At 52.8% G+C, this 26353-nt stretch carries 17 protein-coding genes; 6 read left to right on the forward strand and 11 right to left on the reverse strand.

Annotation, left to right across the window (positions count from 1 at the left end):
- The first annotated feature begins 346 nt into the window (after nucleotides 1-346).
- On the forward strand, nucleotides 347-1996 hold the full coding sequence (locus R3I13_RS17025; RefSeq protein ID WP_346319155.1) for an acyl-CoA dehydrogenase family protein: 1650 nt from the start codon (nucleotides 347-349) through the stop codon (nucleotides 1994-1996).
- A gap of 61 nt (nucleotides 1997-2057) precedes the next feature.
- Nucleotides 2058-3311 (forward strand): thioredoxin family protein, encoded by a 1254-nt coding sequence (locus R3I13_RS17030; protein WP_346319156.1) that lies wholly within the window; start codon nucleotides 2058-2060, stop codon nucleotides 3309-3311.
- On the opposite strand, the gene R3I13_RS17035 is transcribed toward R3I13_RS17030, so the two are convergent.
- The 6 genes from R3I13_RS17035 to R3I13_RS17060 form a co-directional block, all read right to left on the reverse strand.
- On the reverse strand, nucleotides 3308-4249 hold the full coding sequence (locus R3I13_RS17035) for a DUF5996 family protein (protein ID WP_346319157.1): 942 nt from the start codon (nucleotides 4247-4249) through the stop codon (nucleotides 3308-3310). The genes R3I13_RS17030 and R3I13_RS17035 overlap by 4 nt on opposite strands.
- A 105-nt stretch (nucleotides 4250-4354) precedes the next feature.
- Nucleotides 4355-5470: a TlpA disulfide reductase family protein gene (locus R3I13_RS17040; RefSeq protein ID WP_346319158.1), complete on the reverse strand. Its 1116-nt coding sequence runs from the start codon at nucleotides 5468-5470 to the stop codon at nucleotides 4355-4357.
- Nucleotides 5471-5481: 11 nt separating this feature from the next.
- A complete protein-coding gene (locus R3I13_RS17045; protein WP_346319159.1) occupies nucleotides 5482-6846 on the reverse strand; it encodes a RagB/SusD family nutrient uptake outer membrane protein in 1365 nt (454 codons plus the stop codon).
- Between the two features lie 22 nt (nucleotides 6847-6868).
- A complete protein-coding gene (locus tag R3I13_RS17050) occupies nucleotides 6869-10159 on the reverse strand; it encodes a SusC/RagA family TonB-linked outer membrane protein (protein ID WP_346319160.1) in 3291 nt (1096 codons plus the stop codon).
- A gap of 181 nt (nucleotides 10160-10340) precedes the next feature.
- Entirely contained in the window at nucleotides 10341-11477 is a 1137-nt protein-coding gene (locus tag R3I13_RS17055; RefSeq protein WP_346319161.1) for a FecR family protein, read from the reverse strand.
- 78 nt (nucleotides 11478-11555) lie between these two features.
- On the reverse strand, nucleotides 11556-12152 hold the full coding sequence (locus R3I13_RS17060; protein ID WP_346319162.1) for an RNA polymerase sigma-70 factor: 597 nt from the start codon (nucleotides 12150-12152) through the stop codon (nucleotides 11556-11558).
- 215 nt (nucleotides 12153-12367) lie between these two features.
- Between R3I13_RS17060 and R3I13_RS17065 the strand changes: the two genes are divergently transcribed.
- Both R3I13_RS17065 and R3I13_RS17070 read left to right on the forward strand, forming a co-directional pair.
- Entirely contained in the window at nucleotides 12368-13174 is an 807-nt protein-coding gene (locus R3I13_RS17065) for a hypothetical protein (RefSeq protein WP_346319163.1), read from the forward strand.
- A 123-nt stretch (nucleotides 13175-13297) separates the two neighbouring features.
- Nucleotides 13298-13828: a DinB family protein gene (locus R3I13_RS17070; protein ID WP_346319164.1), complete on the forward strand. Its 531-nt coding sequence runs from the start codon at nucleotides 13298-13300 to the stop codon at nucleotides 13826-13828.
- 263 nt (nucleotides 13829-14091) lie between these two features.
- On the opposite strand, the gene R3I13_RS17075 is transcribed toward R3I13_RS17070, so the two are convergent.
- The 4 genes from R3I13_RS17075 to R3I13_RS17090 are packed head-to-tail and all read right to left on the reverse strand — an operon-like array spanning nucleotide 14092 to nucleotide 21474.
- On the reverse strand, nucleotides 14092-15060 hold the full coding sequence (locus tag R3I13_RS17075) for a DUF4973 domain-containing protein (RefSeq protein ID WP_346319165.1): 969 nt from the start codon (nucleotides 15058-15060) through the stop codon (nucleotides 14092-14094).
- Between the two features lie 12 nt (nucleotides 15061-15072).
- A complete protein-coding gene (locus R3I13_RS17080) occupies nucleotides 15073-17058 on the reverse strand; it encodes a RagB/SusD family nutrient uptake outer membrane protein (RefSeq protein WP_346319166.1) in 1986 nt (661 codons plus the stop codon).
- Nucleotides 17059-17087: 29 nt separating this feature from the next.
- The gene (locus R3I13_RS17085; protein ID WP_346319167.1) at nucleotides 17088-20156 is read right to left on the reverse strand and encodes a TonB-dependent receptor; all 3069 of its coding nucleotides are present in this window, start codon (nucleotides 20154-20156) and stop codon (nucleotides 17088-17090) included.
- A gap of 16 nt (nucleotides 20157-20172) precedes the next feature.
- Nucleotides 20173-21474, reverse strand: a complete 1302-nt coding sequence (locus R3I13_RS17090; RefSeq protein WP_346319168.1) for an IPT/TIG domain-containing protein — start codon at nucleotides 21472-21474, stop codon at nucleotides 20173-20175.
- Between the two features lie 450 nt (nucleotides 21475-21924).
- On the opposite strand from R3I13_RS17090, the gene R3I13_RS17095 reads away from it, so the two are divergent.
- Together R3I13_RS17095 and R3I13_RS17100 are read left to right on the forward strand one after the other, a co-directional pair.
- The gene (locus tag R3I13_RS17095) at nucleotides 21925-22218 is read left to right on the forward strand and encodes a GIY-YIG nuclease family protein (RefSeq protein WP_346319169.1); all 294 of its coding nucleotides are present in this window, start codon (nucleotides 21925-21927) and stop codon (nucleotides 22216-22218) included.
- 109 nt (nucleotides 22219-22327) lie between these two features.
- Nucleotides 22328-25498, forward strand: coding sequence for a two-component regulator propeller domain-containing protein (locus R3I13_RS17100; protein WP_346319170.1), 3171 nt, complete (start codon nucleotides 22328-22330; stop codon nucleotides 25496-25498).
- On the opposite strand, the gene R3I13_RS17105 is transcribed toward R3I13_RS17100, so the two are convergent.
- Complete coding sequence (locus tag R3I13_RS17105) at nucleotides 25495-26295, reverse strand: response regulator (protein ID WP_346319171.1); 801 nt, start codon at nucleotides 26293-26295, stop codon at nucleotides 25495-25497. The genes R3I13_RS17100 and R3I13_RS17105 overlap by 4 nt on opposite strands.
- Nucleotides 26296-26353 lie beyond the last annotated feature (58 nt).

Below are 26353 nucleotides of genomic sequence, written 5' to 3' on the forward strand. Positions count from 1 at the left end.
CCTGTATTACGCCAACAAAGGCGAGCTGGAACCGGTGAACAGGTGCAAGGACGGTGTACCCTGCAGCGAAGAAGAATATAGGGCCAACAGGCGTTCGGAACTGAAAGTGAAATGGTAAGATACCGACTGATCATAAAAGACATTACTATTGGACAGGTTATGTTGACCATAACCGGAATCTAAGTACCTGCCAGTCATGGCCGGTGAACCTGAACAATACGTATACCTCAACTTTGGCAAATGTGCATATGCTAGAAGCCGGAATTTTTTCCGGCTTTTGTTTTTGAGTCATATTGGCCCGTTATAAGCAGCATTAAGGTAAATTTGAGTATCAAAAACCCTGCTTATGCATTCTCCCGGTTTTGATTTTCAGCATTCCCTCAACCAGGTTCCTGTCCTGGAAAATTTCAACGCATTTACAACGAATACGATGCTGCAGCATGCGTTGAACGCCTATGGCGGGGGGTGGACGAACGAACGCGCTGTTGCATTCGGGGCGCTGATGGGAAGCCACGGGATGCAGGAAGCAGGCCATCTTGCCAACCGGAATACGCCCATGCTTAAAACACACGACCGCTTCGGCAACCGGCTGGACGTGGTGGAATATCATCCCGCTTACCACCGGATGATGGAAGCAGCCATACGCGGGCAGGTGCATTCCATCGCCTGGACTTCCCCTCAAAAAGGGCGTTACCTCGCACACAGCGTATTATCCTACCTCAAGCAGCAAATAGACGAGGGCAGCAGTTGCCCGCTCACCATGACCTTCGCCGTGGTGCCTTCGCTGGAGATTGCGCCGGGTATAGCGCGGGAATGGCTGCCGTTGGTGCTCTCCAACGAATACGATGAAAGGCATATACCTTATTTCAACAAAAAAGGCGTTACGTTCGGCATGGCCATGACCGAACCGCAGGGTGGTAGCGACGTGCGGGCCAATCTTACTTTCGCCAAACCTGCCGGCAGCGGCGTGTATAAGATCACCGGGCGGAAATGGTTCTGTAGCGCGCCCATGAGCGATGCGTTCCTTGTGCTGGCGCAAACGGAAAAGGGGCTGGGCTGTTTCCTTGTTCCGCGATTCACGCCGGAGGGAGAAAAGAACAGGCTTTATTTCCAACGGCTGAAAGATAAGCTGGGCAATCGTTCCAATGCATCCGGCGAAGTAGAGTTCCACGAAGCATGGGGAAAGATCATCGGGGAAGAGGGAAGGGGCATTCCCAATATCATGGAAATGGTGCGGCATACGAGGCTGGATTGTGCGATCGGTTCCGCGGCCACCATGCACCGGGCTGTGGCTGAAGCGATCCACCATTGCCATTACCGCAGCGCGTTTGGGAAACGGTTGATAGACCAACCTTTGATGAAGAATGTGCTGGCGGACCTGGGCCTTGAATGCGAAGCGGCCACTACGCTGGCGATGCGGCTGGCCAAAGGTTTCGACGATGCGCCGGATGATGAGGAAGCCATGCATTTTACCCGCATTGCTACCGCCGTTGGAAAATTCTGGAACACCAAACGCGCGGTGCTTGCCGTGGGTGAAGCGCTGGAATGCATTGGCGGCAACGGTTACGTGGAAGAATTCATCATGCCCAGGCTCTACCGCGATGTGCCGGTCAATTCCATATGGGAAGGCTCAGGCAACGTGCAGGCGCTGGACGTGCTGCGCGCCATGCACAAAGAGCCGCGCAGCATGGAAGCGCTGATGAATTATTTCAGCTCCGCCCGCGGCCTCGACGCTGGTCTTGACTCACACCTCGGCAGCCTGCAGCAGTTATTATCCAATACCAGCGACTACGAATTCAAAGCAAGGATCATCGTGGAGAAAATGGCCCTGGCCATGCAAGCCATAGAACTGATCCGCATAGCGCCGCCCGCAGTTGCACAGCTGTTCTGCAAAGCAAGGCTTGCCGGCACAAGGAACCTCACCTGGGGCGCATTGGAAAATACCACAGCGCTGGATGAAGTGATCGCACGCACGTACCAGGCTGCGGAGAAATGAGCGGCTTTTGTTTTTACGGTGCATTTGTTATTTTTAGATGTACAAACACAGACCCGGATCCATGCGCTCAATCACTATATTTATCTTCTTCTTAACCTGCCTCACTACAACAGCTGCCGCGAACGCCGTACCGAAACAAGGCATGCAATTCTTTGAAGGTTCCTGGCAGGAATTGCTGGACGCCGCCAAAAAGCAGGGAAAGCTCATTTTCGTGGATGTATATACTGACTGGTGCCCGCCCTGCAAACAAATGGACAAGGAGATATTCCCTTTAAAAGAAGTAGGCGATACTTACAACAGCATGTTCCTCAACTACCGCCTGGATGCTGAAAAAGGCGAAGGCGTGGCCATTGCGGGGAAGTATTCCGTAAAGGCTTATCCCACCTATCTCTACCTTAATGCGGAAGGCACGCTGCTGCATCGTGCGGTTGGCTTTCAGCCGGTGGCTTCACTTACGGCGCATGCGGCCAGCGCCATGTCTGCCGGCGCAGGAGGGAGCAGCATCGCGTCTCTGGAGAAGGAATTTAAGGAGGGGAAACGCGATCCCGTTTTCCTGCGAGGTTATCTCAAACGCCTGGCAGAACTGGAGCTGGACAATACAACCGTACTGAACGCTTACGTGGAAGCAATGCCCGCAGCAAAACTTGCTTCACCGGAAGAGCTGGCATACCTGGGCGAAAATATTTCCGGCATTCGTTCAAACGCGTTAGTATTTCTGATGGATCATTACAATTCGCTGCCTGCTGAACAGAAAAAGAAAACAGCAGCAAGCCTCTATTCCAAAACGCTTTACAATGCCGCCGGCATGGCCTGGAAAGAAGGGCGGCCGCTGGAACTGAAACAGGTCATCACTTACATGGAAATGCTGGAACCTGTGCTTTCCGTTCCGCAGCATGCAGGCATCAATAAGTCGAAGATGCTGTATTACGGGATGGTGAAAGACCTGGCGAAACTGAAAGAAACAGGTTACCGCATGGTGGGCCGTACAATGGATATTCCGATGGATTCGATCCGCCGCGAAGATGAAAGGCTATACCAGCAGATCATGCAGCCATTTCTGACCGGTAAGCAGGACAGTACGAAGGTGCCGGGTTTCCAGGAGGAAAAACAATTCATCATCAACCAGTATTCCCGTAAGCTCAGCACCGTGCTGTATGAAACCGCCACCGCATTTGCCGTTTCCCTTGATGCAGGAGATACTGCGCTGGCAGACGCATTGCTATGGGCAGAGCGCGTAAAGCTGCTCATGCCGCCGGCCCCGGCTATCGACAGCCTGGTGAATAAGCTGAGGATAACCGCCCCTCCCAAAAATTAGCGGTAACAGCCGAATTCCGTTTCGAGGGAAGACAGGTCGCACTCCAGCGCCCGCCGGTCCCACTGGCTGGTATTTGCCGCCGCTTCGTAGGTGGATTGCAGGAAGTCCAGCAAAGTTTCTTCAGGATTGGCTGATCGCTGCACTACATCATACGGCAGCAGGAATTCTCCCATGTCATTACTGTAAAAAGCCCCTTCGGGCCGAACCTGCTGCGTGCCGAACGATGGCGCGGCAGGATAGGCGTAGGAATAAAAAGCCGCATGCGGGTATTGGTCATTACCGGGCCAAAAGCCGCAGGAGCTCACTTCTTTCGAATAGGCTTCCTGCATCACTTTAGCTGGCATATTCGGTGCTGAACCCTGGTGTGGTGGCGCATCCCGGCCTGAGAAGCGTGTTACGGCCAGGTCGAAGGCGCCCCAGAAAAAATGCACGGGACTGCACTTGCCGGTAAAACGGGTACGAAAGCGGGTGAACACATTATGCACCTGCACCAGCGCCTGCCAGAAAGTTTCCATTTGCACGGCGTCATATGTTTTGTGCTGGTGGTCCTCGGCAAAGGGGATCGCGTTTTCCAGTTCGCTGGGAACGCCGTAGATGCTCACGTCTATGTCCAGCGCAGCGATTTTTTCAAACAGTTCACGGTGAAAATCTGCTACTGACATTGGCCGTAGCTCCATCGTCTCCTGCCAGCCCACGCTGGTGGAGATCAGCAGCCGGTGTTGCACAAAATCAAAATCGATCTGGAAAATGCCGTCACGGTAGGGCATGCTGCCGGTGCTGAGGCCGTGGGGGCTTACGTACAGCGTTACATGCCAGGAGTGGTTCAGCCAGGGCATTGTCCGCAGCCTGATCTTTCCCACGATCTGCGTCCAGAGGTGAACGGTGGCGAGGGTGTCTTTCCACGCCATATAATCCAGTACGGGCCATTTGTGTTGCATAGCGGTGGTTTGAGTACTATTACTAACAAATGAGGCCGTTATAAGTTGAAAAAGGTTGCAAACCAAACGGTCTGCAACCTTTTTATCATAGGGTTGGCATTTGAATTATTTCAATTTCTCCTCCACCGCTTTATACAGCGCTTCACCTCTCAGTCCTCGGCCGATCACTTTGCCGTCCGCATCCAGCAGGAAATTGTCCGGCACGGCGTTTACGCCGAATTGTTTCGCTACCGGCTCGTCCCATTTTTTGAGCCCGGAAACGTGGTACCAGGGCATGCCGTCTTTGATGATGGCGGCTTTCCAGCGGTCGGCGTTATCGTCAAGGGAAACGCTGATGATGTTGAAGCCTTTGTCGTGAAAGGCGTTGAAGGCTTTTACCACGTTAGGGTTTTCCGCGCGGCAGGGGCCGCACCAGCTGGCCCAGAAGTCTACCAGCGTCAGTTTGCTGTTGCGCAGCATGTCTTTCAGCTGTAATTCGTTCCGCGCCGTGTCGTACGATACGAAGTTCTGCATCTTTACGCCGGAAGCCGTCAGCTTGGCGGTTTCCAACCTTGCGGCGAATTCTTTGCCGGCTTTGAGATTTTTGAGGGAAGGGCCCAGCTGTTCGAACAGCGGGGCGAATTTTTCGTAAGTGACCTTTGCGCCTGCGATCTTCAGGAGTGTTTCCAGCGCAATGTAAGAATTGGGATGCTGGCGGATGAATGCGATGTGTTCCGCTTCCAGTTTTTTGGTGAGGCTGTCGTACTCCGCATTCAGCGCCTGCATGGCGGGTGATTTAGACTTGCGTTCTGCTTCGGGCATGCTGAATGCTTTCATCCGCAAGGCTACGAGGCCCGTGAATGTTTCGCCGGTTTGCTTTTTCAGTTCAAGGGCTTCGGCGTTCAGTTGTCCGCCTTCGATGGTGGCGTTTTTCAGTGAATCTTTGGAAATTACGAATATGGTGCGCGGTTCCAGGTAAAGACTGATGTTATCTCTCGATGCGCCGGGTTTGTCATTCCTGTCGAGCCTTATCGCTACTGAGCGTGGTTCCTGGAAGGTGCCGGTGAATTTAAATCGCCCGTTTTCCGCCACGCCTCTTTCCTGTACAAATGACCCGCCTTCCGAATATACCAGCATGATGGAGTCTGTTCCTTTCCATCCGTCAATCTTTCCTTCTATCGTGTATTGCTGTGCAAATGTGGTGGCCGGCAGCAGGCAGGCCGCCCATAATAATTTTCTCATGTTATAGTTGGTTAATAGCCGTCATTCTGGCTGAGGTTAGGATTCAATTCTCTTTCGCCGGCGGGAACAGGATAAAGCACGTCGTCCTTTTCCCAGCCGGGTTTGTTTACGCCGAATATTTTAGTAGTGTTACCGGTGCGGATCACATCCATCCAGCGGTGGCCGAATTCCCCGAAAAATTCGACAAAACGTTCGTGCAGGATGGTGTCCAGCAATGCTGTTTTGCTGATAGAGGGATTGGTGTTGGCAATCAGCGGCAGGCCTGCGCGGTGGCGTATTACATCAAGGTCGGCGATGGCGCCGGAGAGGTTGTCGCGCTGTGTTCTTGCTTCGGCCCTGATGAGGTATTGTTCGGCTGCGCGTAGTACGGCAGTGCCTTCTTTCCTGGTGCTGCCTGTGCCGCTGAATATTTTGTATTTGTTTGCGCTGGGCTTACCGTCAGCGTTTTCCCTGACCCATTTTACACGCCGCTGATCGCCGGGCTCGAATGCCGCCAGTAAGTATGGGCTGAGCCTGTAAGGCAAGCTGGTGATATTATGTACCTGCGAACCTTCTGTTGTATAATTGTTAGTGCCTGCGGGTGAAAAGTAAAAGATCGGTTCGGGTGAAGTAGTAAGGAACATGCCATCGAGCGTGTCCAGCGTATACAGGTTGGAACTTATCACATCTGTTGCAAGTGCTTCAGCATCGGCCCAGTTTTTCCGGTACAGCTGCACCCTTGCCAGCAGTGCGGCGGAAGAATAGCGGCTGGCGCGGGAACGGGCGCCTTTGGTGGTGAAATCTGTGCCCGTATTGGTTATTGCGTAACGCAGGTCTTCTTCTATCAGCTGCCAGAGTTTGCCGGTATCTGCCCGGGGCAGCAGGGCGTTTACCCGGTAGTCGGACGTAGTGGCCAGCGGAGCAGGGCCATACAGGTTTACGAGATAGAAGTAGCTTAATGCACGGATGAACTTCGCTTCGCCGATGAACTGCACTTTTTTATCGGCCGTTACGCCTTTGGATTTTTCCAGGTTTTCGATCGCGGCGTTGGCCTGGTAGATATAGTAATAAAAAGCGCCCCACAACGCTCCGCCAACAGGGCTGGTGGCCGGCGTCAGGTTATTTTGCTGGAAAGCCTCCTGGTCTGCGTTGTAAGAGATTTTGATCAGCTCGTCGGCACTGAGGCCTGCATTGCCGCTCAGGGTACCGCTGAAAGGGCCGGGGCCGAAGCCGTTTTGAGTGGAAGCATAAATGCCGCGGATGGCAGAGCCGGCCTTTTCATTGTCGGCAAATGTCGCTTCGGTGCTCAGCTGGCTGATGGGAAGCGGCACGTCCACAAATTTGTCGCATCCGGCCAGCAGGAGCAACGTTATTCCACAATATATGATCGGTTTCATGTGTTGACTCGTTGATTCGTTATTAAAAATTAAGCTGTAAACCCGCGGTTACGGTTCTCAGGGGCGGAAGCCTGCTCAGGAATACGGTTTCCGGGTCAGCACCGACGTAAGAAGAAAAAGTCAGCAGGTTTTGCGCCTGCATGTATACCTGCACGCTCGACATTTTTATTTTTCTCGCAATGGCGGAGGAGAGGGTGTACGAGAGGTTTACATTTTTCAGTCTCAGGAACGAAGCATCGGAATATTTAGCATCAGAGAAATACGCCGCATAGTTGCCGGACAATGATGTGGAGGCGGAACCGCGGGTAGTGTACTTCTGCAGTTCCTTCACGTCTCCGGGCTGGCGCCAGGGATCTTTGGCGAGGTAAGGTACGTTCATAAGACCGCCAACCGGCGTAGGTGTAAAGCCGCCGAGCGTTGCGTTCAGCCAGTTCTGGTTTTTCTGCCGGTTAAACTGCAACAGGAAGTCCAGCTGGAATTGCCGGTAGCGGATGGTGTTGCTCAGGCCGCCGTAGAATTGCGGATCGGTATCGAAGAGGAACTGGAAATCGTTGGTGGAAAAAGTGCCATTCTTATCGAAATCTTCCACTGTAAACAGGCCCGTTTGCGGGTCTACGCCCAGCGATCTTGCCGCCCGTACAATATTCAGCGACCGGCCGATTTGAAGAGCATTAGCATAGGCGCTTTGCTCCAGGTCAGGGAAACGCAACAGTTTGTTGCTGGGCAGCGTGAAGTTGAAGTTGCTGCTCCATTCGAAATTTTTCTTTTTGATATTGGTAGAAGTAAAAGAAAATTCCCATCCTTTGTTCTCTACCAATACACCGGCCAGGTTGGCGGTAATGGTAGTGAAGCCGGTGGTGTACGGCAGTGGGTAATTCACCAATGGATCACTCGAAAGATTGCGGTACCAGGCCACGGTAAGCAGCAAGCGGTCGTCTTTCAGCCCCAGTTCCAGCCCGATCTCTGCTTTTTTATTTTTCTCCCAGTGCAGGTCAGGTTTAAAAAGCTGGCTGGGCACAAGAGCAGTAGAGTCGTTGTAGGTGGGGGTAAAAACGTTGGAGGTATAAGCATCCAGGTATTTATACTCACCGATCTTGTCGTTGCCGGTAACACCATAGCTGGCGCGAAGCTTGCCGTAACTAACGAGGGGAAATTGTTTCATGAAATTTTCGCTGGTGAATATCCAGCCAATGCCTGCCGCACCGAAGTTGGAGAAGCGGTAGTTAGGCCCAAAACGGCTGCTGCCGTCCCTTCTTCCGGAAAGATTCACCAGATAGCGGTCGTTGTAGATATAGTTCAGCCTGCCGAAGAACGCCTGGTATTTATACTGGCTTTGCACGCTGCCGGGCTGTTTGAGACCGGTGGCGGGGATACCGGTGAGCGAGCCGAGGAATTCATCGCTGGTATAGCCGTCTGCCATGAAGTTGTAACCGGTGTTTTGCTGGTTTTGGTATGTGGCGCCAGCCATGGCGGTGAGTTTCCCCTTGGCAATATATGTATGGTAATCTAACTGTGGCTCAAATATCCAGCTGTTGAAGTTATTGTTGCCGAAATACGCCTGGCCGACTAAGTTGGCTTTGGTAGGGTTCTGCGAAGTTTTGGGCGTGATACGCAGTTCTTCCACGGCGATGCTGTTGTAACCGATGTTAGCGCGAGCGGTAAGGTTGGGGAGAATGGCATAGGCCAGCGACAGGTTGCCCAGCAGGTTATTGGAAATGGCGGAATACTTTTGTAACAGGTAAGCCAGCGGGTTGTCAGAAATGATACCTTTTTCGTTCCATGCAAGGTTTCCCAGTGAATCATACAGCAGGTAGTTGGGCGGAAGTGTGAGCTTCATAGCCAGGTCTGTAGCGGTAGAAGTATTCTTGCTGGATGTATAAGTGCCGTTAACGACCATGGTAAACTTCTGATCTTTGGAACGGCTGGTGATGCTGAAATTGGCGGATGAGCGGGTGTTGGGAAAGGTACCGGGATAAACGTCCGTTTCACGGTAGTAGCCGCCGCCCACACGGTATTGGAGGGTAGTGGTGCCGCCGGAAGCGGAAGCCTGGATATTGGTGTAGCTTGATGTGCCGCCAATGAGCTGTTTGGTGAGATTGTTGTCGCGTGTGGTGTCCCACAGCAGCAGGTCATACGCATTGGTATTGTTCTTCGCAATGCCGTCGTTGGCGAAGGCTTCGTTGCGCATGGCCACGTATTCCTTAGTGCTGAGCATTTTCGGAAGCGGGGCCCGGCTGGCGCCGGTAGACGCGTTGATGTTGAACCGGAGGTTGCCGGCTTTGCCCCTGCGGGTGGTTACGAGCACTACGCCGTTAGCGCCGCGGCTGCCATAAATGGCGGTTGCGTCAGCATCTTTAAGTAAGCTGATGCTTTCAATATCGGCAATATTAATACCATTGAAAGGGCTGAGGCCGCTTGTGCTGGACGCGGAAATAGCGGATTGAAGCAGGTTGATGTTGTCGTTGTTGGAGGCCATGGGCACGCCGTCTATAATAAACAGCGGCTGATCGTTTGCGCCGCCGGTACCACCGGCAAAGCGATCCACTTGTGTGCGGCCGCGTATCTCCACTTTAAATGCCGCACCGGGCACACCGCTGGTCTGTGTAATGATCACGCCCGGCACCCGGCCCTGCAGGGCAGCAAGCGGGTTTGGCACGGGGGACATTTCCAATTCCTTACCGGACACGGTGTAGATATTACCGGCATTATTCCTTTTCGAAGTAACGCCATAACCCTGCACCACCGCGGCATCCAGGGCGCTGATAGCCGCTTTTAGCGCGATGGTCAGCATTTTTCTGTTACCTACCCTTACTTCCTGCTGCTGGAAACCGATGAAAGTGATCACCAGTACATCTCCCGCTTCCGCGGGTATCCTGAAATGCCCGTCTGCATCTGTGGAAGTGCGCTGGGTTCCGCCCTTGACCTGTATGTTGGCCCCGGGAAGCGATTCGCCTTCTTCTGTTAAAACCACCCCCGCAATCTCCGGCGGCGGCAGCTTCGGGATAACGAACACCGCCGCATCCTTCCGGCGGAGGATGATATTCTGGTTCTTGATGGAAAAATCAAGCTGCTGGTCTTTTAATATCTCGCGCAGGAAAGATTCCAGCGCTTCCTGTTTTACGGATACCGTTACAGGTACGGCATCTTTCAGCGCGTCCTGCTGGTAAAAAACGACATAGCCCGTTTGCTTCTTGATCTCGCTGAAGATCTGGAGCAAAGGCACATTTTTGGCCGTGAGGCTGATGGTCTGGGCGCTGCTTTTGGCTGATAAGTGCAGGCTGAATACGCACATGAACAAGGCGGTTAATCTCATGACTCGCCACATTTTGATTCCTGAAAAAGAGCTTAAGGCCCGTACAGGGCCGGGCATAGAATGCCCTTTACAAAGCGCACTGATTTGCATACTTTTGTAATGGTTTGGTTGATTAATGAATAGTCCGTCAGACTTTTGTTATTCCAGGCCATATACGCCCCGGTTGCCTCCGGGGCGCTTTTTATGGCATTACTACCAGTTTCCTGTTCTCTTCAAGGCGCACGTCTATCTTCATCTCCTTCATCACTTCCAGCACCTGCGAAAGGCTAAGGCTGCGCTGCAACTCCCCGCCGAATTTCTTAACCGGCACGGCACCTTTGTATACCACGTCCACATCGTACCAGCGGGAAAGCTGGCGCATCACCTCCGCAAAAGATTGATTGTCGAAATTGAATACACCGTTCTTCCAGGCCAGCACCTGCGCGATATCCGCCGTTTTATTGACAGTGATGAAGGTTTCGTTCTTACCGATGAGCGCCTGTTCATTCACTTTCAGCACCACGCTTGCCTGCGGGCGCTTTACGCGTACGGAACCTTCCGTGAGCGTGGCGGCCATGTCCCCGCCATCTTCATAGGCGCTGATGTTGAAATGCGTGCCCAGTACTTCCACGGCGGCTTCGCCCGGCATTTTTACGATAAAGGGCGCCTGTTCATTGCGGGCCACTTCAAAATAAGCCTCGCCGGTGATTTCCACTTCCCGGGTATCGGCGAAGGAAGCCGGGTAACGCAGGCTGGAAGCGGCATTGAGCCATACCCTCGTGCCGTCCGGCAGGCGGATGCTGAACTGCCCGCCGCGGGGCGTGCGGAGCGTGTTGTATTGAATGGCGCTGTTTTCGGCGGTGGCCGTGTATTCCAGCAATCCTCCCTTTTGTTGTATGGTGGCTGCGCCCTGTTGGAGCAGTTGGTTGCCCGCACTGTCCAGCGCAATGGTGCTGCCGTCTGAAAGTGTGAGCAGGGCTTTGTGCGTGCCCGGCGCAATGTCTGCCACCGGTGGTTTCACGGCTTCAGGCGCGCGGAATAGCTGGTAGCTGGCGATCACGGCCAGGGCCAGCACGGCTGCGGCGGCAGACCAGCCAAGCAGGCGGCGCAGCTTTGGCGGGCGGGTCTTGCTCCAGAAGCGGCTAAAGGCGGCTTCCTGTTCTGCGGCGTCCATGGCGGCTTCGGGGGAATGTTCTTCCATGAGCTCTTCCAGCAGCGCATCCATTTCCTCCCCCGTGGCCTCGCTGCGCAGCAGCGCCATCAGCTCGGCTTCTTCAGCAGGCGTACATATTTTGTCGTGGTAACGGCGAACCAGGTACGCCAATCGGGCAGACTGCATGCAAATGATTTTTTAATGGGTAGTGTTAAACTGTTGACAAACAAAAAAGAGGAAAGGGGTAGCCGGCAGGAAAAAAAATCAGGAAAATAATGGCAGGAGGCATAGCAGGGCGGCTACAGGCATATCGCTGTGCTGCCGGAGGTAAAGGCGGATGGCTTGTAAAGCCGCCATCATGTGTTTTTTGACGGTTTCCCGGGAAATGCCCAGGGCGGTGGCGATCTCTTCGTGTTTCAGCCCTTCCATGCGGCTCATGCGGTACACGCGTTGCTGCTGGCCGGGAAGGCGCCGCAAAGCTTCGTCCAGCAGCATTTCCAGGTCGCGATGCTCCGCGCGGGCTTCGGTGGGCGCCGGGCCGGCGGAAAGCTGGGGCTGAAGGTCCTGCAGGAGGGAAGATTCATGTGCCATGCGTTTCATGCCGTTGAGCACGTGATTGCGGGTAAGCCGGTTGATGTAACCGCCCAGGTTTTGAACGCCGGGCAATTCCCCGCGGTGTAGCCATAACTTGATAAATATTTCCTGCACCACGTCTTTGGCCAGGGCGTCGGAGCCGGTCATGCGCAGGGCGAAAGAATAAATAAACGGATGGTATTGGGAGAACAGTCTCCTGAAAGCGGATTCCTCTCCCCTGGACAGCCCGGTGAGCCACGCCGTATCAATTCCCGTTTGATCCTCCATTCCGATAAATTAGCACCCCCTTGCAGATAGGCGGCAGATTGGTTGAGAGCGCCAAAGTAATCAATTTTTTGATGGGGTGGGTATGTAGCGCATTGATGGCTTTTTGCGGATGGGGAAGAACAGGGTGGCGAAGAAGTTTATGAAGTAACTTTAACAGCCGGAATTTCATAACTGGAATGCCATTTGCCGGTATATACAAGATCATGGCGTTAAGCATGCAAAACATATGGCTGATATGCTCCCTGCTGTGGCTTCATACCGGTGAGCCTGAGCGGTTTGCCGCTAAGGAAAACACTTTTTCCTATTCCCTCGGCAACAGGTCCGTTGCCCTGAAAGTAACCACCTACGGCAACAGCAGGGACGTGGTCATGATCAATCTCCACGACGATGAAACCACCGGTGTAAAAGCCGCCAGGATGGTGCTGGAAAGGACGGGCGGCGTGTTGCTCAGCATTGAGAACAACAACCAGCGGAACATCACCTTCACCCAGCGGGGAAAAACATACCGGTTCGACCCCAACCGGATCTTCACAAAAACCGGGATCAAAGCCACCCTGCAGGAACAGGGCCAACATAGCACGAAACCGGCCATCAGCACGGTGCATGGTTTCAGCAGGTTTGTATTGAACCGCATTCCTGCCCGCGCCTTTGTGCTGATCGCACTCCATAACAACGACGATGCGGGCTTCTCCACGCTTTCTTATATGAAAGGAGGCGGCCACGAAAGCGCCGCCGCAGCCGTTCACAGGAGCGACACGCATGATCCCGACCATTTCTTTCTAACGACCGACCAGGCTTTTTTCCGGCAATCCCGGTCTGCCGGTTACAACGTGATCCTGCAACACAAAAAAGCGGAAGACGATGGTTCGCTAAGCATTTTCTATGGAAAGAAAAACAAACGCTACATCAATATAGAAGCAGAAACAGAGCATGTCGGAGAACAAAGGGAAATGATCGAAATGGCGGTTGCTTTTATCCGGCAGGCAGACGGCCAATCCCGGGAAGGGGCCGTACGCCGGTAGAATATGTGCATTTGTTCATTTTATGCTGGATTGACTTACCTTTAGCTGAGTTGGACCCTGGGGGAAACGGTTACCCGCGCGAATGCGGTCAAAATCTGGTCACCATATAAAATCACACCTGTTATGAAAGTAAAAGTACTTGCCACGATGCTGTTCCTTGCGCTGGGACTTCATGTTGCCCGGGCGCAAACTACTCCCGCGGAAATGGCGAAAGAATGGGAGCGGGCAAAAGCCTACACACTGGAATACCTGAATGCCATGCCTGAATCGGGCTACAGCTCAAAGCCTACACCTGAAATGCGTTCCTTTGCCGAGCAGATGCTGCACCTGACGGATGGCAACTATGGGCTCGTTGCAGCCGCGGAAGGGGTTAAAAGCCCTGTTGGAGCAGAAGGGCTGGAGAAGACCACCACGGATAAATCCAAGGAGAATGTCATCAAGCTGGTGTCTGCCGGTTATGATTTTGCTATCAGCTCCATCGGCAAAATGACGCCTGCCCAGTTAAATGAGAATGTCAAGCTGTTCGGGAAGTTTGAACTGACAAGGGGCGCCGCGCTGGCGAAAGCCTTTGAACACCAGACGCACCACCGCGGGCAGGCAACGGTCTACCTGCGCCTCTCCGGCGTTAAGCCCCCGCAGGAGAAGCTTTTTTGATCGTTATTACGGAGATTGGAAAAAGTCCGTCACTGCGTAAAAAGTCCGTCATTGCGAGGAGCGGCAGAGCCATAGCGGGAGGGCGACGAAGCAATCTCTTTCATTGAATTGGTGTACTCCAGGCCAGGGAGGAGATTGCTTCGTCGCGCTTGCTGCCGCACAAAAATCCCTTGCTGCTCCTCGCAATGACGTCTTCCGGGGCAATGACAGGCTCCCCGCAGTAATGTGTTTTCAGCAATGACGAGGTTTCCGCAATGCTCTTTTTATTCTTCTATCCTCACCTGCTGGTCCTCTTCAGGGATCTGGATATTCTTCACCCTTTCCAGCACCATCGATCCCGCAAACCGGTATTTTAACGGGAAGGCCGGGTTTGTGATGTCGTCATACTGGTATTCGAGGTATACTGTTGTGTATGTTTTCTCCAGGTAGGGCTGCACTTCGTCCATCCGTTTGCTGATGGTGTAAGTGCCTTTCTGCTGCGTAAAATTGATGAGCGGGTTGGCAGCGCTGAGCGTAACGGTGCTGTCCTGGTTGAAGGTAGCGCTGATCTTATAAACTGCCCGATCCACGGCCTCTTCTTCCGTTACGCCTGCGTAAAAGAAAACAGAATTTTCATTTACGACCCAGGTATTCCTGGAGGGAACGGTCAGCGCCGTCTGGCTGTTCTCGCTTCTCGTCCTGTCCCACACTGCGCCCGCCACGGAATATTTCCCGGAAAAATCGTTGAACGGCACGATGCTGATCAGCGATTTTTTGTAATGCTTCAATGCGGAAGGAGCGTAAACAGATGTGGACACTATCTGCAGCGGCAGGATATATTTGTTCACCAGGTCTATCCCGTCCAGTTTCAGATCGATGGTGAGGTAACCGGTGTTTTCTCCTTTGGGAATGGTGGTTTTGAGTGATTTGAAACTATAGAATTCCCCGGGAAGCTCTTTGAAATAAAGGTCTTCCCGCAGCCGGAACCTGTCGAAGTTCAGGTTGGTGAGCGTATCCCTGTCCAGGGCAACCGTAACGTCCACATCAGTGTTATTGGCCGTGGAGCCGCTTAATACAACGGGGATCTTCAGCGGGATATTCCCGCCTTCCTCCTTGTATTTCACATACACCTGCACAACGCCGTTCTTCCCAAACGCCACATACTTCGTAAACAGTTCTTCTTCCCATTCCTTGTTGCATGCGCCTATGGCGGCGAGCAGGCATAACCCTATGAGATAATATATGTGCTTCATGGTATTTTTATTTTAGTTGAATGTTGTCCACCCGGGATTTTGCGTGAGTTTCCTGTTCTTTCTCAGCTCGCCATGCGCAATAGGCCACAGGTACATCTTTTTCACAAAAATGGTGGGCATGGAAGGCACGGCCACCGGGATGTAAAACAGGTCCCTTTGGTCTTCGGTCATGTTCATATTGCATCCCATCACCGGTGTGGATTCCTCTACCGGCGCGTCTTTCCAGCGGCGCAGGTCGTAATAGCGGTGGCCTTCGGCGAATAATTCGATCTGCCGTTCTCTTTTCAGGGCTTTCCGAAGGTTTTCTTTTGAAGCATATACGCCGGCGTCGAAGTCGGGAACCCCGGCCCTGATGCGTACCTGGCTGAGGTATTTGCTGATCTCCGCTGCATTCCTGGCAACGGTGATGCTGCCGGTGCCCTGGTAATTGGGGATGTTGTGCGAGCCGTTCAATTCGTTCAACGCTTCTGCATAGATCAGCAGCATTTCGGCATACCTGATCGCCGGTTCAATTTTAGGCACTACGAAGCCGCCTTCCATGAATGAGTCGAAAGGATTGTAGAATTTTTTGATGCCCATGCCCGTCCTGATATGGAACGCAGGGGAGGAGGGTTGCTTGCCGTCAGGATAGCCCCTGTAGTAAAAGACCTGCTTATGCCTGTCTTCAGGCTTCCTGGCGCTGGTATTTTCCCACATGCTGCCGTTGTAGGCCACGGAAGCATAAAAGCGGGGCTCCCTGCCGGCATACTGCAAAGACACCCTGGAGGGCAGCGGCCTGTGGTCTTCATTGTTGGTGGTAAAGCCCGTTACGCGCGGGTTGACGGGTACATCGGCCCCGTCGTTCATGTAATAGGCGTCCGCTTGTTTCTGCGTGATGCCATGGGTATTCCAGCCCTTTAATGAATAAGGCATCTGGTGCAGCACCATCTGGTCCACGCCTTCAGAGCCCTGCTCGGTAACGCGGGAGAAAATGATCTCCGGGTTGGCGTTGAAGGCTAAAGCGCCGTTGAACAGCTGGCTGTAGGATTGGAAAGGATCGATGTCCTTCCATCCCAGCGGGAAAGCCTTGTCGGAATAGAGCGGGTTGTAGGGCGGAACGATGGTCCTGGGCTGTGTGGCGCTTTGATCTTGTGCATTAAAGGGGGCGGTGAACAGTTTGTAAACGCCCATATCGATCACATCTTTGGCGGCTGCGGCGGCTTTCGCCCATTTTGATTCGTCGTATGTTTGAGAAATGAGCGCGCGGCCGTTGTTGTCTACCAGGTCTGCCATCTCCGTATTCCCGTTAAAGAGCGGGCTCGCGCCGAACAGGTATACCTTTGCACGCGCGCCGAGTGCCGATCCTCTCGTGGGCCGGGCGGCATCCCTGTTGCTGCGCAGCAGGGGAAGGTCTTTGGCGGCTGTTGCCAGCTCTTTTGTAATGAAATCCACGCACTCGTCGTAGGAGTTCCGGGGCAGGGAGAGGTTCTCATACTCCGTGGTGTAATCGATCCCTTCATCGGGAACGATCGGAATGGGACCATATTTCCGCAGCAGCAGCCAGTAATAATAGGCCCTGAGGAAACGCGCCTGCGCTTTGTTGTCTGCGATCTCTTCCGCAGACATCTCCCGGTTCTGATCGATATTATGGATGAAGATAGACGCTTTGCGGATGCCCTGGTAGCAGGAAGACCAGGACGACTGATCCCATCCTTCATCATATTCCCCGTTTTTGTATTTGCGGTATTTATCGTCCCTGTCGCCAAAGAACATATCGTCGGATATGAAATTGAACGGGGTATGGCCTTTACTGGCCACGTCAGCGTTTTCATTGCGCAGGTGGATGTAGGTGCTGGCCAGCCACTGCTCTGAATAATCCTTTCTTGTAAAAAGCGTGTCTGTGTTCAGCCGGTCTTTAAAAAAGTGATCCATATCCAGGTACTTCTTGCAGGAGGAACCCAGGAGCAGGAGCCCGGTGACTGCGCAGCACAACCATTTATTCACTGTGGTATTGTTCATAACGTTAAATGGATTAAACTTCCGGTTGATTAAAAATTGATTGTAAGCCCGCCGGTGATCGTTTTAGCCGGCGGATAGTTCATACCGTTGCCGCTGCCCAGTTCCGGGTCCCAGAGGCCCAGGTGGTCCCAGACCATGAGGTTGAAGCCCATGAGGTAGAACCTGGCGCTGTTGATGTGCGCCCAGCGGGTGATGCGCTGGGGCAGCGTGTAACCCAGCTCGATATTTTTCAGGCGGAGGTAAGCGCCGTTGCGCAGCCAGAAGGAAGACGCCCGGTAGTTGTTGTTATTGCCCCCGTAGCTGAGCCTGGGATATTTGGCGTTCGGGTTTTCGGTAGCGGGATCGCCGGAGATATCCCTTGATATCCACCGGTTGCCCGGCACGGTCACATCGGTGAGGATGTTGCCCCAGCTGCCTTCCACGAAGGGGAATACGCTGGGCCCGTTAATGAAATAGGACGATTTCCCCGCGCCCTGGAAGTGAATGTTGAAGTCGAAGCCGCGCCACCTTGCAGACATGCCTACGCCATACAGCAGGCTGGGCACGCGTGATGCGCCGATGGGAACGATGTCGTCGTCGTTGATGAGCCCGTCGCCGTTTACATCTTTGTATTTGATGTCTCCCGGCTGGTAGGAGCCGAAGGTCTGTTTCGGACTGTGCCTTATTTCATCATAGCTCTGGAACAATCCCAGCGCGATCAGGCCACGCGCCTGGTCCAGCCGGAATCCCTGCGTCATGCGGTAGGGCAGGTTGTTGGCTTCTTCATCGAAAGCGATCACCTGGTTCTTAAAGTAGGTGATGTTGCCGCGCATGGTGAAGTCGATGCCCCCGACCTTCCTGTTCACGTTAAATTGCGCATCGAAGCCCTGGTTTTCCATAACGCCCACGTTGGCCCATGGTTGGCTGACAATACCCACCATGGCCGGCAGGTGCGATCTTTGTTTATAGATCTTTTCCCTTTTTTCTTTGAACAGGTCGATGGTGATGGAAAACAGGTCTTTCAGCAGGTTCATTTCAATACCCAGGTCCTGCTTGCGGGCTACTTCCCAGGTAAGCTGCTCGGAGGCCACCTGCTGGTAATACAGCCCGGGATATTCATTGGGGCTGATGCTTTCGCCGAAATCATAACCATCTCCGGCGCCTATGGTGCTGAGGTAAGCAAAGCGGCTGCCGAAATTATCATTACCCACTTCCCCGTAGGAATAGCGGATCTTGAGGAACTCCAGCCAGTCGAAATTATCCTTGATGAATTTTTCTTCGGATATATTCCACGCGGCAGACACAGCGGGGAAGAAACCGAACTGGTGGCCTGGCTTGAAATTCTCGGAACCGGTATAACCGAAGTTGAATTCAGCGAGGTAACGGTTGTCGTAGCCATACATCAAACGGCCGGACAACGACTGGTTCCTGCGGGGAATGCCGTTGACGATATCCGTTCCAAGGTTCAGCGTTTGCCTTTGCTCGCGCTGGAAGTATTTGGCCAGCCCTTCTATCCGGTGCCTTTCAGCAAATGCGCGGCTGTACCGCAGCTCCAGCTCATACACGGAAACGCGTTCGCCTGCCGCGCTGGTTTCCTGGAACATCAGCGACTCAGGAGAAATGCGGTGCATGATGAGATTGCCGTTCCGGTCCCTTCTTTTTTCCACGTTATACTGCTCGGGCCATTTTTTCCGGTTGATATTGTTTTCGTTATTGGCGTCGAATGCCAGGCGGCCGGTGAGTTTCAGGCCGGGGGTAATAAAGTCCAGCTTCTGGTCTATCACGAAATTGGTTTCCGCCTTGTTGCGCCAGTATTCCCGGTAACCGGTCTGCGTGGCCAGCACCCAGGGATTGGTCTTGTTGCCGGTGCCGTAAGCAGGCACCAGCCCGTTGGAATACATTTTGGGAATGGATACGGGCGATTGACCTACAAGGGAATACCAGATATCGTCTTTCAGCCCCGGGTAATTTTTCTTTTCCAGGAAACCTGCCACGCCAATGCGGAATAAAGTGGTTTTGGTCACATCCAGGTCCAGGTTGATCCTGTAGTTCCAGCGGGATAGGTTGGCATTGGTCTTATATTCTTTCAGCGACTCGTCTGATTTATACATGCCGCCTTCTTCCACATAGCTGCCAGACACAAAGAACCTGGCGATGGTAGCGCCGCCGTTGATGTTCAGTGCCGTCCTGGTGGTGTTGGCGCCTTTTTTCAGCATTTCATCCTGCCAGTTTACGTTGGGGTACAGGTCCGGATCCAGGCCAAGGCGGAGTATCTCCAGCTCATTGGCTGTGTACATCGGTTCCTGGTTCCTGGTTATTTTGGCTTCGTTCACCAGCGCGGCGTATTCATTCCCTTCCACGAACTTCGGTGTGCGGGTGCGCGTATTGTAGGTGCGCTCCACTTTCCCGTCGATATTGATCTTACCGGTCTTCCCTTTTTTAGTGGTGATGAGCACCACGCCGTTAGCGCCTCTTGAGCCGTATATCGCGGTGGCGGAAGCGTCTTTTAATACGGAGAACGATTCGATGTCCTCGATATTTATTTCGTTAAAGGGCCGCTCAAAACCATCTACCAGCACGAGGGCGGCGCTGTTGGCCCCGAACGTGGAAATGCCCCTGATCCAGAATTCGGACTGGTTGCTGCCCGGCTCGCCGGACCGTTGCATGGCGATAATGCCGGCCACGTTCCCCGCCAGCGCATTGGTGATATTGGCCGTTGGCGTACGGAGGTCTTTGGGGTTGACCGTTGTGATGGCCCCTGTAACGGTCACTTTCTTTTGCGGGCCGGTGGCAGTCACCACTACCTGTTCCAGCGCATTGGTATTGGATGGCCGCATGATTACGTTCACCACGCGGTTCTCTTTTACCACTACTTCCGTGGTGGCATACCCTACGTAGGAAAATATAAGCGTGTGAAAAGGCTCTACGGTGATCTTGAATCTTCCTTTCTCGTCCGTCATGGTGCCCAGCCCCACTCTGTCTTTCACCACAACGTTGGCGAACCCCAGCGGCAGGTTGTTCGTATCGCTTACGGTGCCGGTGACCTCTATGGTTTGCTGTTGTGAGAATGCCTTGATGGATATAACGATGAAGATCAGGGATAAGTAAAAAATTCTCATTATGAAGACAGTTAATTTATTCAACGGAGATTGTTCTGATCCTGCGGTTCTTTTGGTCGGCTACGTAAAAAGTAGCGGCAGCTTCGTCGTAAGCGATGCCCCATGGCTGGTCGAATTGCGCTTTCCTCAGCGGACCGTCTGCATAGCCGTATTCGCGGGGCCTGCCGGCGAAGGTGCTCACCACGCCTTCCGGGGTTATTTTCCGGATGCAATGGTTCCTGACGTCGGCGAGGTAGAAATTATTGTTCTTGTCGAAGGCGCCCTGCTGCGGGTGGTCGAACCGGGCGTCGGTGCCCACGCCGTCCTGGTGGCCGTGAGAGCCCCTGCCTCCTACGAAATGCACCGGTGCGTCCAGCGTGCCGGTCTCTTTGTTGTATTTGGTCCTCAGCACATAACTCTGGTTCACTACAACGATGTAGGCGAAATCGCCGCTGGGAGCGAACTGGATGTTGAACTCCCAGTTAACGTCGTCTACACGATACATAAACCTGGTGGCTTTGGTGGTACGGTCCCATTTGAACATCTCGCCTTTTGCATAGGAGTTGAAAAAGAAGTCGCCCGTTACGGGATGGGCGTCGCCGCCGTTGGTGGTCTGGGAAAAGATAAGCGAGTTCCAGCGGGTGAAGCCGGACTCGGGTGTGAGGATCGCCGTGCTCAGCCCCCGTTCGTCCCACTGGTCGTTGGTGATGTAGAGGGTGTCGAAGGTGGGATTGAATGCCAGCGTACGGGGCCTGTCCAGGCCGTTGCCCGTTCTGAAGAGGGTCTTTACGTAGGTCCGCGCGGAATCGATGAATCGTACGGCTCTTTTTTCTTCGATCAGGTAAAGATTCTTGTGCTGGTCGAAGGTAAGCCAGTACGGTTCTTCGAACTGCGCTTTTTTAATGTCGCCGTCTACGATCGCGGTTTTCCCGTCTTTGTCCGTAAAGCCGGCCAGCGTGCCTACCACGGGGTTGTAAAGATAATTGAAGTCGGTCGTTGACGTCACTTCTTTCGTTTCCCCGGCGCTGCCGATCTTCACCTTTACGGGCCCTTCCCCGGCCTGGGAGGGGATCAGCGCGAAAATGACGGTGCCTTTTACGCCCACTACAGGCGCTGGCACGTCATTCACGAATACTTTGACGATGGCCGGATCGCTGCCGAAGTTGTCGCCATAGATGATCATCTGCGTGCCTACGCCGCCGCTGTCTGGCGTGAACCGCTGCAGCGTTACCGGTTTGGACGGATCAAATTGGGCAACGGCTTCCTGCCGTTCTTTCTTGGAACAGGCGGACCATAAAAGACAGCCGCAAATGGCAAGGGGGATGCTTCTCTGAAGCATTTTCAGGATTTTAATCATAACGCGTTGTGATGTTAATGGCTCAAAGCATTGTTGATCTTTGAAATTCTACAACCAAATTTTAGACGTGGATAAAAGTGGAATCAGGAAAGCGGCCGGTAAGGGGAAAGTAAGTCTGCATTGGCACAGCGCATCTTCACAGGTATTCAGCCATACCGGTATTTGAGCGTAAATTTACAGGTTGCCCCCCGCTGCATGCCGTCATTTCGAATCAAAAAAGATTTATATTGTATCATTCTGGGGCAAATAGTGTCTCATTGCGTGGAGCAGCGGGGCAGAGTGCGCGGGGTGACGAAGCAATTTCTTACATTGGAGTCGTCAGTGACCAGGAAAGCCCGTCATTGCGAGGAGCAGCCGAGCTAAAGCGGGGAGGGCGACGAAGCAATCTCCTGCATTGAATTGACGAGTTCCGATTTTCCGTATATTCATTTTATGGAAAGAGGAGGTACTGTCTATATAATGACTAATACACTTCATACAGTGTTTTGCACCGGTGTAACTTCAAATATTGTAAATCGTGTAATTGAGCATCGTGAAAAATATTATCCTCAAAGCTTTGCCGCAAAATATAATGTCAATAAGCTTGTTTACTATTGCAATTTTGCGTCTATTGAGGAAGCAATTATGGAAGAAAAAAGAATCAAAGGTGGCAGCAGGACTAAAAAGATTGCATTGATAAACAGCATGAATCCTTCATGGATAGACCTCTCTGAAGAATTGGAGTAGCTGTTCCCGAGGCAGGAGATTGCTTCGTCGCCCCGCGCACATTGGCTCGGCTGCTCCTCGCAATGACGGGCTTCCTCCAACTGATAAAATGATACACGGTCTTCCCGTTATGGCAAAACGTTTCATTTGTATAGTCGCCGTATTTTTCCTGCTGCACACCGGCAGCGCGCAGCCGATCTATTTCAGGCATTACGAGGTAGGCAACGGCCTGTCCAACAATTCCGTGATCACCGCTTTGCAGGATAAGGACGGCTTTATGTGGTTTGGCACGCCGGATGGATTGAACCGGTTCAATGGGTATGATTTCAAGGTGTTCAGGATAGGGGATCATAAACCCAACAGCCTGCACAACAACCCCATCTTCCACCTGTACGAAGATGTTAAAGGCACCTTGTGGGTGGCCACGCTGAAAGGACTGTTCTACTTTGACACGGCCACCGCCTCTTTCACGAAACTGCCGCAGTCCAAAGGGCAGCTGGTGCGGGTGATCCATGGCGACGCCTGGAACAATATCTGGTTCGTGGAAGGCACCGTGTTGTACAAATACAAAATCAACACAAAACGCATCGACGCCTATCCCGCGCCGCGGCTGCAGAATATCACCACCCTGTACCGGTCCGCGGATGGCACGCTGTGGCTGGGTTGCGCCAACGGCGTGCTGGCGAAGTACGACAGGCGGAATAATGATTTCATTTTTTATGCTTCCGCAAAAGTGGTGCGGACGGCCAATACGATCGAAACCATTTGTGAAGACAAAGAAAATGGCTCCCTGCTGATCGGTACTTCGCAGACCGGGCTGTTCAGGTTCAATATGCTGGACCAGCAATGGTCCTCCATCCCGCTATCCCCTGCAAAAAGCGCCAGCCTCTTTGTAAGAAGCCTGCTGAAAATGAACAGCACCGATTACTGGGTCGGCACGGAATCGGGGCTGTACATCCTGAACAGCCGCACCGGTGAAATACAGCATCTCTGCAAAGTGCCGCACGACCAGTATTCCCTGACTGACAACGCCATTTATTCGATCTGCAAAGACAAGGAAGGGGGCATCTGGGTGGGCACCTTTTTCGGCGGCGTCAACTATTACGCGCATCACCCCATCGCTTTTGAAAAATTCTTCCCGACCTCCGCTTCTACTTCCATCGAAGGGAACGTGATACGCGAAATGGTGCAGGATCAGTATGGGAAAATATGGGTGGGCTCCGAAGATAAAGGCATTGCGGAATTTGATCCCGGGAAGCGCACTTTTGTGAACTACAACAACGAAAACAAAAAGGCCCCGGGTTTGCCCGGTAACATCCACGGGCTGCTGGCGGATGGCAGCCGCCTGTATATCGGCACTTTCAAAGACGGGATGTATGTGTTCGACCTGGAAAAGAAAAAGATCGTACAGCATTACGCAGCTTACACGAATAACGGGCTGAACAGCAACTACGTCAACATCCTGTATAAGACCGCCGCCGGCGCCATCATTGTATGCACCTCCAGCGGCGTGTACAGCTTCGATAAAACGACCGGGCAGTTCCATTACCTGCAGGACCTTGTGCGCGACGAATTCTATTCCGCCATTACGCAGGACAGCAAGGGCCGCATCTGGCTGGGTACGCACGCCAACGGCATCTATTACCTCGACTCCGGCCGCCAGGCCCGCAAACTGACGGTGCAGGTGAATGGCGATTACCCGTTCGACAATAACAAGATCCTCAACTTCCTGGAAGACGCCGACCATCACCTCTGGATCTGTACCGAGTCCGGCCTTTTCAGGATGGACCTTTCCAATCATGCCGTGAAAGTATACAACACGCAATCAGGCATGCCCGGCAATATCGTTTACAGTACGCTGCAGGACGAACAGCGCAATATCTGGGCCTCCACCTCCATGGGGCTGGCTTACATAGACCTGAAAACCGGGAAGGTAAAGACCTTCAGGCAAAGCGACGGCCTGCTGAGCGACCAGTTCAACCACCGCTCGGCCTTTAAGGACAACGCGGGGAATATGTATTTCGGCTGCCTGAAAGGCCTGGTGAGATTTAACCCGCAAAACCTTACCACGGTTGACTACGTACCGCCTATCTATCTCGCGCAGCTGGAAGTGTTTAACAAAGACGCCGCCGTCAACTCAAGGCACCTGTTTTACGACTACTCCTTCCTGCATAAGAACAACATCCAGCTGCCTTATAATAATTCCACATTCAGCCTCGATTTCGTGGCGCTGAGCTTTACGGCTCCTGACAACATCCGGTATGCTTACCGGCTGGACGGGATCGATGAAAGCTGGAACTTTACCGATAAGAATAAGGTCATTCATTTTAATAACCTTTCGCCGGGGAATTATACCATTAAGATAAAATCCACCAACAGCAGCGGCATATGGGTTTCCAACGAAACCTCCTTTAAGATCAGGATCACGCCGCCGTTCTGGAAAACAGGCTGGGCTTATGCTGTGTATGTTTTGATCATTATTATCCTGGTCTATTTTATCGCGAAGTATTACAGCAACCGCTACAAGGAAAAGCAGCTCCGCCTGATGGAGATCTTTACTTTGAACAAGGAGAAAGAATTATACCAGGCCAAGATCGACTTCTTCACGAAAGTAGCGCATGAGATCAAAACGCCGCTTACGCTGATAAAAATGCCCATGAGCAAGATATTGAAAAATGTGGCGGCTATCCCGGGTATGGAGCATGAAGTGATGGTGATGAATAAAAACACGGACAGGTTGCTGACCCTCACCAACCAGCTGCTGGATTTCAGGATGGTGGAATCGGGGAATTATGTGCTGCACCTCAACGCAGGGAACATTGTGCCGATCATAGAAGAAGTATACAGCAGCTTTCAGCCCGCCATCAGCAAGAAAGGAACGGCCTGCGAACTGGTGGTTAAAGATGCGGTGCTGGTTTGTAACGCGGATGAGGATGGAGTGATCAAGATCGTGAGCAACCTGATAGACAACGCGATCAAATATTGCCGTTCCCGAATAATATTAACGCTTGAAGCAGATACCCCGGGCGAAAACGCGGTCGTTTGCATAACGAACGACGGGGATATCATCCCGGAAGAAGAAAGGGGGAGCATTTTTGAACCTTTTTACCGGTCTGGCAATACGATGACGGCGGGAACCGGCATAGGCCTGTCGCTGGCTAAGTCTATTGCATTGCTGCACAACGGCCGCCTGGAATACAGCGTAAAAGACGGGCTTAACACTTTTACGCTCACCCTGCCACGCCTAAGTGTTACCAATGTGGAACAACAAGAGCGGGACGCTCACAACGGCGGCTTTTAATAAGTGCGCGCGTAGGCCTTTTCAATATATTCGGATGGCGACATCTTGAAATATTTGTAGAAGTTCCGCCTGAACTGGCCTGCGGAGTTATACCCAGCTTCTTCCGCCAGTTCATTTACCCGGTGGTTGCCGGAACTGATGAGGTCCGCGGCTTTCTTTAAGCGGGTGAGGTTGATGATGTCGTGCGGGGAGAGGTCGGAGATGGATTTTATTTTGCGGTAAAGCGTGGGTTTGCTCATGTTCATCAGCACGCTCAGCCTTTCCACATCCAGCTGTGTTTCGTCCAGGTGCGCGAGGATCGTATTCACCAGCCGCTCCAGGAAGGCTGCGTCCGTTTGTGTGTGGGCGATGCTGTTGATATGTACCAGCGGCGACTGGGCATAACATTGTTTCAGCTTCAGGCGGTTGGCCAGCAGGTTCTCCACCTGCGCGTATAAATGATCCAGCGAGAAAGGTTTTTCTATATAAGCGTCCGCGCCTGCTTTGAGTCCCTCTATCCTGGCCTGCAGGGTGTTCTTTGCAGTCAGCAATATAACGGGAATGTGGCTGAGCTCTAAGGTCAGCTTGATCTTCTCGCACAGCTCGAAGCCGTCCAGCCTGGGCATCATCACATCGCTGACCACCAGCTGTATGAATTCATTCTGTAAAACCGAAAAGGCTTTTTCGCCGTCTTTGGCAGTAAATACCTTATAGCTCTTTTCCATGTCATGCGACAGGTAGTCGAGGATATCATCGTTGTCATCAACGATCAGGATGCCTGGTTTGGCATGTTTCAACATTTGGCCGATCTCTTCCATAGTCAGGTATAGCTATTGGAGACAATTTAAGGAATAAAACACACCCGGCCAACCGGCA

The organism is Chitinophaga sp. YIM B06452, from assembly GCF_039655965.1.
Lineage (GTDB): Bacteria > Bacteroidota > Bacteroidia > Chitinophagales > Chitinophagaceae > Chitinophaga.

Excerpts from the sequence above, each read along its gene's own strand:
- R3I13_RS17060 (WP_346319162.1), bottom strand. The coding sequence starts at position 12,152 with ATGGAGGATCAAACGGGAATTGATACGGCGTGGCTCACCGGGCTGTCC.
- R3I13_RS17075 (WP_346319165.1), bottom strand. The coding sequence starts at position 15,060 with ATGAAGCACATATATTATCTCATAGGGTTATGCCTGCTCGCCGCCATA.
- R3I13_RS17085 (WP_346319167.1), bottom strand. The coding sequence starts at position 20,156 with ATGAGAATTTTTTACTTATCCCTGATCTTCATCGTTATATCCATCAAG.
- R3I13_RS17105 (WP_346319171.1), bottom strand. The coding sequence starts at position 26,295 with ATGGAAGAGATCGGCCAAATGTTGAAACATGCCAAACCAGGCATCCTG.
- R3I13_RS17100 (WP_346319170.1), top strand. The coding sequence starts at position 22,328 with ATGGCAAAACGTTTCATTTGTATAGTCGCCGTATTTTTCCTGCTGCAC.
- R3I13_RS17080 (WP_346319166.1), bottom strand. The coding sequence starts at position 17,058 with ATGAACAATACCACAGTGAATAAATGGTTGTGCTGCGCAGTCACCGGG.
- R3I13_RS17055 (WP_346319161.1), bottom strand. The coding sequence starts at position 11,477 with ATGCAGTCTGCCCGATTGGCGTACCTGGTTCGCCGTTACCACGACAAA.
- R3I13_RS17035 (WP_346319157.1), bottom strand. The coding sequence starts at position 4,249 with ATGCAACACAAATGGCCCGTACTGGATTATATGGCGTGGAAAGACACC.
- R3I13_RS17065 (WP_346319163.1), top strand. The coding sequence starts at position 12,368 with ATGCAAAACATATGGCTGATATGCTCCCTGCTGTGGCTTCATACCGGT.
- R3I13_RS17095 (WP_346319169.1), top strand. The coding sequence starts at position 21,925 with ATGGAAAGAGGAGGTACTGTCTATATAATGACTAATACACTTCATACA.
- R3I13_RS17070 (WP_346319164.1), top strand. The coding sequence starts at position 13,298 with ATGAAAGTAAAAGTACTTGCCACGATGCTGTTCCTTGCGCTGGGACTT.
- R3I13_RS17025 (WP_346319155.1), top strand. The coding sequence starts at position 347 with ATGCATTCTCCCGGTTTTGATTTTCAGCATTCCCTCAACCAGGTTCCT.
- R3I13_RS17050 (WP_346319160.1), bottom strand. The coding sequence starts at position 10,159 with ATGAGATTAACCGCCTTGTTCATGTGCGTATTCAGCCTGCACTTATCA.
- R3I13_RS17090 (WP_346319168.1), bottom strand. The coding sequence starts at position 21,474 with ATGCTTCAGAGAAGCATCCCCCTTGCCATTTGCGGCTGTCTTTTATGG.
- R3I13_RS17030 (WP_346319156.1), top strand. The coding sequence starts at position 2,058 with ATGCGCTCAATCACTATATTTATCTTCTTCTTAACCTGCCTCACTACA.
- R3I13_RS17040 (WP_346319158.1), bottom strand. The coding sequence starts at position 5,470 with ATGAGAAAATTATTATGGGCGGCCTGCCTGCTGCCGGCCACCACATTT.
- R3I13_RS17045 (WP_346319159.1), bottom strand. The coding sequence starts at position 6,846 with ATGAAACCGATCATATATTGTGGAATAACGTTGCTCCTGCTGGCCGGA.